Annotated in this window: 14 protein-coding genes and 1 riboswitch; of the genes, 6 read left to right on the top strand and 8 right to left on the bottom strand. The window is 43.8% G+C overall.

What is annotated here, in order from left to right; translation table 11 throughout:
• Positions 1-77: 77 nt before the first annotated feature.
• A riboswitch (cobalamin riboswitch) is annotated at positions 78-289 on the bottom strand.
• 404 nt (positions 290-693) lie between these two features.
• On the top strand, positions 694-834 hold the full coding sequence (locus tag BC643_RS23400; RefSeq protein ID WP_170154545.1) for a hypothetical protein: 141 nt from the start codon (positions 694-696) through the stop codon (positions 832-834).
• A 106-nt stretch (positions 835-940) separates the two neighbouring features.
• Here the strand turns inward: BC643_RS23400 and BC643_RS13160 are convergent, their stop codons facing one another.
• From BC643_RS13160 to mscL, 5 genes are all read right to left on the bottom strand, one after another.
• Entirely contained in the window at positions 941-1,429 is a 489-nt protein-coding gene (locus BC643_RS13160; RefSeq protein ID WP_147377224.1) for a hypothetical protein, read from the bottom strand.
• Positions 1,430-1,539: 110 nt separating this feature from the next.
• On the bottom strand, positions 1,540-2,265 hold the full coding sequence (locus BC643_RS13155) for a DUF3667 domain-containing protein (RefSeq protein WP_120273523.1): 726 nt from the start codon (positions 2,263-2,265) through the stop codon (positions 1,540-1,542).
• A gap of 67 nt (positions 2,266-2,332) precedes the next feature.
• Positions 2,333-2,680 (bottom strand): DsrE family protein, encoded by a 348-nt coding sequence (locus BC643_RS13150; RefSeq protein ID WP_147377223.1) that lies wholly within the window; start codon positions 2,678-2,680, stop codon positions 2,333-2,335.
• Between the two features lie 48 nt (positions 2,681-2,728).
• Positions 2,729-3,544, bottom strand: coding sequence for an aminotransferase class IV (locus BC643_RS13145; protein WP_120273521.1), 816 nt, complete (start codon positions 3,542-3,544; stop codon positions 2,729-2,731).
• 244 nt (positions 3,545-3,788) lie between these two features.
• The gene (gene mscL / locus BC643_RS13140; RefSeq protein ID WP_120273520.1) at positions 3,789-4,208 is read right to left on the bottom strand and encodes a large-conductance mechanosensitive channel protein MscL; all 420 of its coding nucleotides are present in this window, start codon (positions 4,206-4,208) and stop codon (positions 3,789-3,791) included.
• Positions 4,209-4,399: 191 nt separating this feature from the next.
• On the opposite strand from mscL, the gene metG reads away from it, so the two are divergent.
• The 4 genes from metG to BC643_RS13115 all read left to right on the top strand — a co-directional run bounded on the left by metG (position 4,400) and on the right by BC643_RS13115 (position 8,290).
• On the top strand, positions 4,400-6,433 hold the full coding sequence (gene metG, locus BC643_RS13135) for a methionine--tRNA ligase (RefSeq protein ID WP_120273519.1): 2,034 nt from the start codon (positions 4,400-4,402) through the stop codon (positions 6,431-6,433).
• An 18-nt stretch (positions 6,434-6,451) separates the two neighbouring features.
• Positions 6,452-6,907, top strand: a complete 456-nt coding sequence (locus BC643_RS13130; protein ID WP_211338051.1) for a GNAT family N-acetyltransferase — start codon at positions 6,452-6,454, stop codon at positions 6,905-6,907.
• 495 nt (positions 6,908-7,402) lie between these two features.
• Positions 7,403-7,909, top strand: coding sequence for an SRPBCC family protein (locus tag BC643_RS13120; protein WP_245994952.1), 507 nt, complete (start codon positions 7,403-7,405; stop codon positions 7,907-7,909).
• A gap of 90 nt (positions 7,910-7,999) precedes the next feature.
• Positions 8,000-8,290 carry a hypothetical protein gene (locus BC643_RS13115; RefSeq protein ID WP_120273517.1) on the top strand — a complete coding sequence of 97 codons (291 nt, stop codon included), beginning with the start codon at positions 8,000-8,002 and terminating at the stop codon, positions 8,288-8,290.
• A gap of 52 nt (positions 8,291-8,342) precedes the next feature.
• Here BC643_RS13115 and BC643_RS13110 read toward each other — a convergent pair whose 3' ends face one another.
• The 3 genes from BC643_RS13110 to BC643_RS13100 form a co-directional block, all read right to left on the bottom strand.
• Entirely contained in the window at positions 8,343-9,704 is a 1,362-nt protein-coding gene (locus tag BC643_RS13110) for an NAD-dependent succinate-semialdehyde dehydrogenase (RefSeq protein ID WP_120273516.1), read from the bottom strand.
• A gap of 96 nt (positions 9,705-9,800) precedes the next feature.
• Positions 9,801-11,207 carry a Gfo/Idh/MocA family protein gene (locus BC643_RS13105; RefSeq protein ID WP_120273515.1) on the bottom strand — a complete coding sequence of 469 codons (1,407 nt, stop codon included), beginning with the start codon at positions 11,205-11,207 and terminating at the stop codon, positions 9,801-9,803.
• Between the two features lie 161 nt (positions 11,208-11,368).
• The gene (locus BC643_RS13100) at positions 11,369-11,785 is read right to left on the bottom strand and encodes an OsmC family protein (protein ID WP_120273514.1); all 417 of its coding nucleotides are present in this window, start codon (positions 11,783-11,785) and stop codon (positions 11,369-11,371) included.
• Positions 11,786-12,015: 230 nt separating this feature from the next.
• Here BC643_RS13100 and BC643_RS13095 point away from each other — a divergent pair, with 230 nt between their 5' ends.
• On the top strand, positions 12,016-12,648 hold the full coding sequence (locus BC643_RS13095; protein ID WP_245994950.1) for a Crp/Fnr family transcriptional regulator: 633 nt from the start codon (positions 12,016-12,018) through the stop codon (positions 12,646-12,648).
• Positions 12,649-12,677 lie beyond the last annotated feature (29 nt).

The raw sequence follows: 12,677 nt of genomic DNA, 5'->3' as shown, positions 1-12,677 counted from the left end.
GCTTGAATCGATTATGATCCGGGGATAGATAGAGATGGAATGTGTATTCCAACGATCTTGTTCCCCGAAGATCCGGTTAATACTTGTTGTTTGCGGCAGGTCTTCTGGCTCACCTCCTTTCTGCGGCCTTCCCATCCCGATTGCAATCGGAACAGTGGCGATGGTACAGAAAGTATTACGAGGTTTACAGCAGCGGGGACTGCTCCGGATTCGCACCGGATTCCCTTATTAAGGCAGCTGCTTCTTGCTAAATGAAAGCAGCAAAGCCACCGAAAACTGGCTCAAAAGTAGGAAAATTAGTGGAAGAATGTCGAAAGTGCCGTTCAATTAAGTGATCAGTTACAGTAAACAGTGTTCAATCTGACGTGGACAGTTTTCGGTCAACAATTGACGGCTTTGAACCCTATTCCAAGATTTCAAAAAATTCCGAAATGAATTCAGAATGACATCTCAAACTTTCCGGATATTCCTCCGTTGCGCAAAATGATTATCGATTTTGAGATCGTTTTATCAAACTGAGAAACAGAAGCGATGATGCCAAAACAAACATCTACTGATTATGTGCGACTTACGCATGATGCTACTTTTCGGCACACAAATTGGTTTTAAAAGGACAGTTGCAACATAGCATGAGATCTTCGAACGAGAAGAGAAAAGGAAACAAGATTGAATAAAGTTTAGAAAGATTAAGCCATGATCAGAAAACATGTCAGCAACATATTTATCGCTTTAGCCATGTTACTTGCTGTAATTGCCGGCGGAGTTTATTTTATGCTCTATGCCATTTTTTCGAGCCCTTACAGCAGGGTACAGGCAAAGCCCATTGAAGTTTGAATTCTGAAAAGAACAAAGATATCCCTTACCTCGAATAATTGCGTTAAACAAGTCGAAAGCCGCTCCTGCCACTCAGGACGGCTTTTCTTTTTTTTACCGTTTGTGCTTATTCGAATTCCAGCTCGCCGCTTTTTACTTTTTCACGTTGGCGGAATCCGAGGTTGTCGAGGAAAACGATGATGTTTTGAGATTCGGCTTCCTGCACGTCGTAATTTTGGTCGGCGTAGCGGGTAACTACCTGGTAAGCCGAATATTTTTTCTGCAGTTCCACAAACCGTCGAATCTTATCCCAATTCACATGATTTTTGAAACGTCCCAGCTTGAAGTAAGGGTAGCCGGGCGTAAAGAAATAGCAGGATAGGTGCCCGTCGGGCTCTTCAATAAGGTTTAAACGCAGCTTTTTATCACCACTGAAGGTTTGCCAGCGATGTAAAAACACGAGCGTACCGGAAGCATTGCACTTTGACTCAATTTCGAGGTAAAACACCAAAGGTTCCATGTCGGGATCATCCGGTACATCTACCGAAACGCCGATCCATCCTTTGAAATACTTGTCGATAAACTCCTGGTTGTATAAATCTGCACTAAAACTCATGGCTGTTCTCATTTATTTTCTCTATCCAACGAACGACTAAAATTATCCAATTAAAGCGAAACGATACTAGCATTTTAACAAATGATCGCTGAAAGGGTTGAACATTCGCTTCAAATCGCGAAAACGACCAGCACAAAAATGAGTGTGAACAGAAGAATTCCCAAACAATATGATGCCAGGGCCAGAAAAATGACCTTCCACTTTTTCATTTGCCAAAACAACTGCACAAAAACCCAGCAATACAAACCGATCGATATTAAACTTGAAATCGCGGTCTTGCCGGGGTAATCCCCCTCAAAAATATATAACAAGGGGAACATTGCCAGACTAACCACCAGTCGTTGTGCTGAAACAAAGGTGATAATCACCAAATTCTCGGCAAAACTGTAGCCCCGGCTTCGAATCAAAACAAAGGTGCAGACCGCCAAAAAGGGGATCGATAACAAGATAAAAAGCGAATATTGATCCTCGAAAAAATTGTAAATCAACAGCGTTCCATGGGCAATTTCATCCTGATTGGCACTTAAATCGGTAAACAAATGCATGCCGAAATAATGATGAACAAAAGCATAAATGGTAGCCAGGATCACCACCAGCGAAACAGGCTTAAAATGATGTACGCGCTTTCCCTCGATAAACTCCCGGATGGAATGGCCCGGGCGGGTAAACAGCTCTTTGATCGTATAAAGCATACCCGAATCGAAATTCAACAGGCCTTGCTGCAAATCGTAACCAATAAAGCGCAGGTTTATTTTCTGAACACCGGCTTCCTGCCCGCATTGGTTGCAGAAGTTTCCTTCAAATTGATTGTCGCAGTTTTTACAGGTTTGCTGCATGCGCTTCACTTGTTTTGAAAATGGGCGGTTTCAATCAAAGATACACGAAATCTGCGTTTTACACGTGCTAGAGGTTGATGACTTTTTCGGCTACTTTCTGAAGTTCAATAATGTCCATCATGGTCCCTTCAATACCGGTTTCCCTTTTTTCCAACAGGTCGTAGTATTTCAGGCAGGTTTTACAGGCCAGCAAACGGACACCTTTTTTCTCCAGAACTTTCAGCTGTTCAATCACCGGCGATCCACTGCAAATGAGCTGCACGCCGCCATTGTAAAAAGCAATTACGCGGGGCATTTCGCTTTCTTCGGCCAACAATGTCAAATAGTTTTTGAGCAGTACGAGACCAAGTTCATCATCTCCCTGTCCCATTCCTTTTTGGGTAATCTGAATGAGGGTATTCCTGAAGTTTTCCATGATTTTGTTTTTCGGCAAATTTAGCCTAAAACGAACAAAAGTGTTCTATCAAAACGCATCCTTTAAAGCCTGAAAAGCTAGGATTAGTTCTCTGGTCACCGGCCCGGGGGTGCCTTTACCCACCTTTCGTCCGTCAATCTGAACGATCGGAAGAATATGTTTGGTCGTGCTCGAAAGAAACACCTCGTCGGCGCCGTTGAGCAATGCCAGGCTCACTTCCGCCTCGGCATGCAACAAACCGTGATGTGCCAACAACTCGATGACCAGCCCACGGGTAACTCCCATTAATACGTCATCGGCCGGCGTAATCACCGTATTGTCCTTCACCACAAAAACATTTCCCCGCGAGGTTTCCTGCACCGAATACCCGTTGTGAAACAGCACATCCACCACCCGATCATCCGTCTGTTCGTCCATCCAAAATTGCCCCGCCAGGTAACTAGTCGACTTGGCTTCGGGCATAAACCGCCGAAAGTTCTTTAAGGCCAGCCTGGCTCCTTCCTCGTACAACACCGGGTCGAAAGCGGGCATATCCGTCGGAAAAACATACAAACTGGCATCGCGGAAACCTTTGCCTGCAGTTGCATGAGGCAAGGCAAAAAGCTTCATGTACGCATGTTCCAAATGATTCCGTCGAATCAGGTCGCCCACAATTTCGTCCAACTGATCGTCGTAGGAAATTTTTAGTTTCAGCAGCTCCAGGGTATGCCGAAACCGGTTTAAATGCCGATCGCCATAAAAAGGCCTCCCGTGGATAATCTCGAAGAACTCGAAGCCTCCGTAACCGCGGTTTATCGACAGACTGGTAATTGGTATATTGATTTGGGATAGGTCTTGAAAGACACCATTATTAAATCCGATCATAGTTTTCTTGTTTGTTAACACCAAGATACAAAGCTTTTTGTGGTTTCACACTGAATCGGCCTTCTAAACGAAATATTTTTAATATACAGATCGATTTATCTGAATAATAAATACTATTCAAAGGATAATTTCAGAGAATGGCAAAACCAAATGCAACCAGTAGGAAGCACTTTTAATCAGTTACTTTCAGAAACAAAAAGCACTCGCTGTTTCCAGGAGTGCCTTGTCGTATGCGGTAGTCTGTCTACTTTTGCTTCAATAGATCGCGGATTTCAGTTAACAAAACTTCTTCTTTGCTTGGAGCTGGCGGTGGAGCAGGTTTCGCTTCTTCTTTCTTCTTCAGCTGGTTCATTGCTTTAATCATCATAAAGATCGCGAAAGCAATGATGATGAAGTCGACGGTCGTTTGCAGAAACGTTCCGTAGTTGATACTCACAGCTTTCTGAACCACTTCTCCGGCTGCATCCACCACTTCGTCCTTCAACACCAATTTAAAGGCTCCGAAGTTCGAACCACCCAGCAATAAACCAATTGGCGGCATTAGCACATCATTCACAAACGAGGCGACAATTTTACCAAAAGCACCACCGATGATGATACCAACCGCCATGTCGACTACATTGCCTTTCATGGCAAAAGTCTTGAATTCTTTCATGAAACTCATAAATGTCGATTTAAATTAAAACAGAGGGTAATTATTGAAATCAGAAGTTACTACATATTCGTTTTAAAAACAATATCAACGAATTACAAAATCAACGAATTAGCGAAACAAGCCGAAGTGTGCATCCGTGAAAAAAACTATCTTTGTAGCCCGTAAAAAATTAATCGCAGAAACGACGAAAAAAAGATAAAATGAGCCAGTATAAACGTACGCTGATTACTTCGGCCCTTCCCTATGCCAACGGGCCGGTACACATTGGTCACTTAGCCGGAGTTTACGTTCCGGCCGATATTTATGCCCGCTATTTGCGCATGAAAGGCGAAGATGTGCTTTTCATTGGTGGATCCGACGAGCATGGTGTGCCAATTACTTTGAAAGCTAAAAACGAAGGGATTACCCCGCAGGATGTTGTCGATAAATACCACAACATCATCAAAGACGCGTTTTCACGCTTCGGCATCTCCTTCGATGTGTATTCGCGTACCAGCGCTCCGATTCATCACGAAACAGCTTCCGAATTCTTCAAAACGCTGTACGAAAACGGCAAGTTTGTAGAGCAAACTTCGGAACAATATTACGACGAGGAAAACAAACAATTCCTGGCCGACCGATACATTGTGGGTACCTGCCCGAAATGTTCGTTCGAAAAAGCTTACGGCGACCAATGCGAAAGCTGCGGTACTTCGCTGAGCCCAACAGAACTGATCAACCCGAAATCGATGATCAGCGGAAACACACCGGTATTGAAAGAAACAAAGCACTGGTACTTGCCGCTCGATCAGTACGAACCCTGGTTGAAAGAATGGATTCTGGAAGGCCACAAAGAATGGAAATCGAACGTGTACGGACAATGCAAAAGCTGGATCGACAGTGGTTTGCAGCCTCGTGCCGTGACCCGCGACCTCGACTGGGGTGTGCCTGTTCCGGTTGAAGGTGCAGAAGGTAAAGTGCTCTACGTTTGGTTCGACGCGCCAATCGGCTACATTTCGGCTACGAAAGAATGCACACCGGAATGGGAAAAATACTGGAAAGATCCGGAGTGTAAAATGGTACACTTCATCGGAAAAGACAACATCGTTTTCCACTGTATCATTTTCCCAAGTATGCTGAAGGCTGAGGGAAGTTACATTCTGCCTGAAAACGTTCCGGCCAACGAATTCCTGAACCTCGAAGGCGATAAAATTTCAACTTCGCGCAACTGGGCAGTTTGGCTCCACGAATACCTGGATGAATTCCCCGGAAAAGAAGATGTGTTGAAATACACCTTGACTGCCAATGCACCGGAAACAAAAGATAACGACTTCACCTGGAAAGACTTTCAGGCCCGCAATAACAATGAGCTGGTTGCCGTGCTCGGTAACTTTGTGAACCGTGCTTTGGTGCTCACACAAAAATATTACAACGGCGAGGTTCCGGCTTTAGGCGAAACCAACGAGGTGGACAAAGCTGCTTTGGCCGAGATTGCCAAATTGAAAGCTGACGTAGAAAAGAGCCTGGAAACTTACCGCTTTCGCGAAGCCCTGAAACTGGCGATGGATTTGGCTCGTTTGGGCAACAAGTACCTGGCCGACGAAGAACCATGGAAAGTGGTTAAAACCGATCCGGAACGTGTGAAAACGGTGATGAATATCTGCTTGCAGATTACCGCCAACCTGACCGTTATGCTGGATCCGTTCCTCCCATTCAGTATGGAAAAACTCCGTGGTTTCCTGAACATGGAACAACTGCCCTGGAGCGAACTAGGTCGTACCGATTTGCTGGCTGCAGGTCATCAGACCAACAAACCCGATTTGTTGTTCGAGAAGATCGAGGACGCAACCATCGACACTCAGGTTCAGAAATTGCTGGATACCAAAAAAGCCAATGAAGCGGCAGCTGCTGTTGCTAAACCGGCTAAAGAAAACTGCAGCTTCGACGATTTCATGAAAATGGATATCCGTACCGGAACAATTCTGGAAGCTGAAGTGGTAGCGAAAACCAAAAAGCTGATGAAGTTGCTGGTTGATACCGGTATTGACAAACGCACTGTGGTTTCGGGTATTGCCGAATACTACAAGCCCGAAGAAGTGATTGGACAACAAGTTTCAATCCTGGTGAACCTGGAACCTCGAAAACTACGCGGAATTGACTCTCAAGGCATGATCCTGATGGCTGAAGATGCTGACGGAACGCTGAAATTCGTTTCGCCGGTGAACAAGGTTAAAAACGGTTCTGAAGTACGCTAATTCAAGAGGAAACAAACAATGATCCGGATAACACGCACCGATTCCACCAATGCCGACTTTGTTAGTTTGGTAAAAAAACTGGACGCCGATCTGGCAATCCGGGATGGCGAGGATCATGCTTTTTACGCTCAATACAACAAGATTGATCTGATCAAACATGTGGTTGTCGCGTATTTAGACGAAAATCCGGTCGGTTGCGGTGCCATTAAAGAGTACTCGGAAGGTGTTACAGAAGTGAAACGGATGTTCACAAACCCGGAGCTTCGGGGTAAAGGAATCGCCTCTACTGTTTTGAAAGAACTGGAACGCTGGGCTGCCGAATTACACTATTCCAGGTGTATTTTGGAAACCGGAGTTAAACAACCGGAGGCCATCGCACTGTACACCAAAAACAGTTACCATCGTATTCCCAATTACGGTCAATACGAAGGTGTTCTGGACAGTGTTTGTTTTGAAAAGGTACTGAGGAAATGATTTAAAAACAGTCGTTGCCAACTCTTGTTGGCGGCGCTTTCGTAAGTTGCAGTACTGCACTGCGGATCGGCAACTTACTCTACATATTTTGAACCGCTTTTGTACGCAAGAGCGGTTTTTTGCATAAAAAAAAGGTTCGTTTCTTCAACGAACCTTTTACACTAATAAACCAACTAAACCTAAACTAAACCTGAATCTATCTGCTAGAAAATCTTCTTTATCTTTTTCAAAATAGTTCGACGTTCCCTCACTTCATCTCCACGATCATTACCTTTTCTCTCGACCTCTTCAACATCTTTCTGAACATCGAACTCTGACATTAAAACAACATGTTGCAGGGATGGTTCAAATCTGGTATGAATTTTTATCTGTTTTTTTTCTATTTTCTTGTAAACGCAGATTATTTCGAGCATTATTTTTGTTTAATATTACGGGCAATACTATAAACAAATTGTAATTAAACGTTGTTCATCATGGAAATTAAAGTAAAGTCCAATGATTGAATTTCGCCGCCATTCGGGTATGTTCACCTTAGAAACCGAACAATTCGTACCCATTACCATAGACAAAGCCTGGGAATTTTTTTCATCGCCTGAGAATTTGTGCCTGATGACACCGCCCCACATGAAATTCAGGATCACATCGGGAAAACCCGAAAGAATGTATGTGGGTCAGATCATTAGTTACACCTTATCTCTATTTCCCGGAACAAAAACGAATTGGGTAACAGAGATTACAGTAGCTGACATCGGCAATTACTTCGTTGATGAACAACGTTTTGGACCTTACAAAATGTGGCATCACGAACACCGTTTTAAAACGATAAAGGATGGCGTGTTGATGACTGACAAGGTTTCCTATAAACTGCCTTTCGGGTTTCTCGGGCATTTCGCTCACGCCCTTTTCGTTAAAGGACAACTCCAAGCCATCTTCTCCTACCGACAAAAAACATTGGAAAAATTATTTCCTCCTGCAGTTCGAAATAAGTCAGATCAACATTAAATCACCTGTTTTTTATCAAATAATTTCAAAACATAATTGTGATTTAAGTATAGTTGTCGTAACTTGATTCAAACTTAAACTATACAAATCATGTTAGAAGCAGGTGCTGGCCATATCGCGGATATGATTAGCCGATTAAAATTCAACCGTGATCTATTAAAAAAGCGCAGACATTTTGGAGAGGATGAAGAAGGATTTATCTATTTTGGATCACATCTGGAGTTAAAATTCAAAGAAGGTACAGAAGCTGAAAAGCAACGAATTCAGCAACAAATTAAAGCCGATCTGAAACGACGATACCGCATTGAAGCAAGTATGTTGGTACTTTCAATCGTGCTGTTTATTGCTGCATTTGGATGGTTTGCAAGAAACTTCATTTAGAAATGTAAAGTTCCGGATCAGACTGAAATACTCCTTTTTTTATTGCTGCAATCTATTTCAGCACAACTGTTTTCGCGTTTACAAATTCGCGAATACCCAGTAACGACAATTCGCGTCCATAACCACTTTCCTTGACACCGCCAAAAGGTAAACGTGGGTCCGATTTCACAAAATCGTTGATAAACACACAGCCCGATTCCACGCCGGTTTCAGCTAATTTCAGGCCTTTTTCATGGTCTCGTGTGAAGACCGCCGCTCCTAGGCCAAAAACAGTGTCATTTGCTATCGAAACGGCTTCTTCGAGATTGTAAACACGAAAGAGCGACGCCACCGGTCCAAACAGCTCTTCGTGATAAGCAGGCATTCCCGGTTTTACATTTTCGAGAACCGTTGCCGGATAAAAAGCTGCTTCTGCTTGGGGAACAAACCCTCCACACAAAATGGCTGCTCCTTTCTCCACACTTTTGGTCACCTGTTCGTGCAATTCATCCCGCAAATCGGTACGCGCCATCGGACCAATCGTCGTTTTATCATCCATCGGATCGCCAAAAACAGCTGCCTGCATGTGCTTCAAAAATTCGGCCTTAAACTCATCGTAAACAGCATCCATCACGATAAAACGCTTCGCCCCAATACAACTCTGCCCGGCATTTAGCAAACGTCCGCTGGCACACAAACCCGCCGCTTCAGCAATATCAGCGTCTTCCAGAATCACATAAGGGTCGCTACCGCCCAATTCCAAAACCGTCTTTTTCAGTACAGCACCAGCCGCAGCGGCGACGGCCTTACCTGCAGGCGTGCTGCCAGTCAGGGTAACTCCTTTTATTTTGGCATTTTCAATAACCGACTTTGTTTCAGAACCGCTGATCAAAACCGCTCGAAAGACATCTTCCGGAAAACCAGCTTCTCCGACCAGTTGCTCGATGGCCAGTGCACAGCCGGGTACGTTACTCGCATGTTTCAGCAAGCCTGTATTTCCGGCCATCAGGTTGGGTGCCAAAAAGCGGAAAACCTGCCAAAACGGGAAATTCCACGGCATGATGGCCAATATCGTTCCTACAGGCTGAAAGCTAACAAAAGACAGACTGGCCTCGGTTTTTATCGTCTCATTCTTCAGAAAAGCCTCTGCATTCTCTGCGTAGTACCGGCACACCCACGCGCATTTTTCAACTTCTCCACCCGCTTCCTTTTTAACCTTGCCCATTTCAGTGCTGATCAGATCCGACAGCCAATCCTTCTTCTCAAGAAGCAACTCGCCCAATCGGAACATGTATTTTGCACGATCAGCAAAAGCAACTCTTTTCCAGCTTTTAAAAGCCAAATCAACCTTATCAATAATCTGAATAACTTCCTTCTCTGTGTGTTTCGGATAGATACCACAAACCTTGCCTGTAAACGGATTAATAGCTTTCATGAACCTGAATTTTGTATGAGACAGTCAAATTTAGCAGGAAAACCGCATGAAAAAAAGGACCTGCTGTCGCAAATCCTCTTTCAGTGTGTTTTATAGCTACGGCCTGACGGCAAGAATTGGTAAATCTGTTAATTCTTCAATTTTTACCATTCGCCCTTCTTCAATACTTTTACGAGCCGCAATTCCAATCAGAATAGACATCGCGCCATCACGGGTTCCGGCCGAGTGTTTGTACGGATCAGCCATATTCGGATCTTTAAAAATTTTGTCATGCAGGCGAACATCACCACCTCCGTGGCCCGACCGGACTCTCGGCACTTTCACCAGGTTGTAATCCTGCCAGTTTTTCATCACCATTATTTCGTCGTATTCTTCGGGTTCTTCCGCTCCCTTTTGACTCATTTCAGCTGCGTGCAATTGTGATTGGCTCACCAATTTTTCAGTTTCCCATGGAATACCTTCCCAGGAATCAATGCGTCCGTCCATTCCGTTAAACGCGATCCGCCATCCCTCGTAAGGTGAATAGGTCGTGAGTGAATAACTGACCTGCACGTTGTTGGCATATTTAATCTGAACAGCCATTTTATCGTAAATGTCGATCCGATCGCGCCACAAACAGTTATCACGAATGTAGCCATCGTACTTTTCGTTCTTCACGTACAAATCTACCATATGCGGTTCGGCCATGATGTCCCAGTAAAATTTACATTCTTTTGTATGAGGGCATGAGCGACAATTTTCACCACGAAACGCGTTGTTTTTTCCGTAATGTTCCAGTGCACCAAATGCCACAACTTCCATCGGATCAGAATCGATCCACCAATTCAGCAAATCGAAATGATGGGTGGCTTTGTGCAGCAACAAAGTGCCGCTTTTATCACGCTCGCCATGCCACCGACGGAAATACGATGCGCCGTGATAAGTATTCAGATACCAGTGAAAATCGACGGAAGTCAGGCGCCCGGCTTCCTGTTTCACCAACAATTCCTTTAATTTGGTAAACTGCAAACCGTAGCGATAATTGAAGCCGACAATCACCTTTCGCCCTGTTTTTCGCTCGGCATCCAAAATTGCCTGACATTTACCTTCATCCGTCGTCATTGGCTTTTCCGTAATCACATTACAGCCCATCTCCAAGGCCTTGATGATGAACAAGTGGTGCGTCGCGTCAACCGTGGTGACAATGACATAGTCGGGTTTTGTTTGGTTGATCATCGCCTCAAAATCAGAAAACACGGGACACTCGATTCCCATGAACTGTTTGGCAAACTCAAGCCGACCCGGATTGTGATCAAATAAAGCCACGAACTCGGTCACGTCCGGATAGCGTTCAACGATCGCCTTTCCCCAAAAGCTCGTGCCGCGAATACCGGTTCCAGCCAAAGCCAATTTCATTTTTGTTTGCGATTTATTACCGAAAGTTTGAAGCGGGTTGGATAGAAGAGTGCCAGCCGTAAGTACTCCAGCTGTGTTTAAAAACTGACGACGATCCAGATTTCTCATATGTTTAGTAATTATTGTGGTTAGTGGCCTTCAATTTAAAAGTAACTTTCTGAATACCAATCAACACATGCCTACTAACATATCAAATTAGACGAATTTACAGGGAACAAAAAAGGAGCCCTATCAAAGGCTCCTTCAATCTATTTTAGGATGAATTTTGACTATTCAACAATCCGAATCTCGGTCGTGAGATCCAAGGCTGCTTTGTAAACAGCGCTCACACCGCAGTACTTTTCTTCCGACAGGTTAACCGCCTTTTCTAATTTATCCATTGGCAGATTTTGCCCTTTAAACTGGTAAATCACCTTCATTTTGGTATATTTTTTCGGGTGATCTTCCGCTACATCTCCTTCAACAATCACATTAAAAGCTTCGGGCTCAACCTTCATTTTCTTCAGAATCATGATCACATCCATGCCGGTGCAACCCGCCAGCGCCGCGAGCATCAACTTCTTTGGACGAGGTCCTGTATCGCCACCTCCCGACTCTTCCGCAGCATCGATAACCAATTTATGCCCATCCATATCAGTTTCAAAGGCCATATTCTCTTTCCAGGCTAAATCTAGAACGTGTTTCATAACAAACTGGTTTATATTCTAATTTGAACTATTTTTGTCCCATAATTGCGGATATTTCAAATATCCATCTATCTAAATTTGTTTTACAAATATAAGGTATGAATGCATATTTAGTTTAATTTTAAAATGAATACTTTATCAAAATTAATTCAATTGGGTAAATGAAAAGTTCTTTAAAAAGACCAGTAGAAGAAGAATGTGATTTATCTGGATTTCAATTATTTAAAAAATTGACAGAACAAGAATTCGTTCAGCTTAACTACGATAAAACCTGCTCTCTTTACAAGAAAGGTAGTATCATCTATCGTGAAGGAAGCCGGTTAACAGGGTTTTACTGTGTTACCAAAGGTATTCTGAAAATATACAAGACCGGTATCGACGGAAAGGAACAGATTATTCGTTTTGCTAAAAAAGGCGAAATTGTAGCCTACCGTTCACTGTTGAGCCAGGAACTGGCCTGTACCACGTCGAAAGTAATTGAAGAGGCTGTGTTGTGCCATATTCCATACCAAACACTGCTTTACCTGATTCAGAACAACTGGGAATTCTCGCACCACATGCTGCAGATTGTTTGCAAGGAGCTGCGCGAAGCGAACGATTACATCACCGATATTGCACAAAAAACAGTTCGCGAACGACTGGCGGAGGTACTTTTGTTGTTGAAAGAAAGCTTTGACTTGGATAATTCGAATACCCTCCAAATCTCGTTGACGCGTGAAGAACTGGCAAACATTGTTGGTACAGCTACCGAAAGTGTTATTCGTTTGTTGTCGGAATTTAAACAAGACAAGCTGATTGAGTTGCAAGGGCGGAAAATTAAACTCCTGGATGTAAATGCATTGACGAAAGTCGCCAACTTATAAAACAGACCCGCTGCAGGCGGGTTTTTTTG

This window comes from Mangrovibacterium diazotrophicum, from assembly GCF_003610535.1.
Lineage (GTDB): Bacteria > Bacteroidota > Bacteroidia > Bacteroidales > Prolixibacteraceae > Mangrovibacterium > Mangrovibacterium diazotrophicum.
Note: the sequence above shows the minus strand (reverse complement) of the source record. Positions and strands in the feature narration are given on the sequence as shown.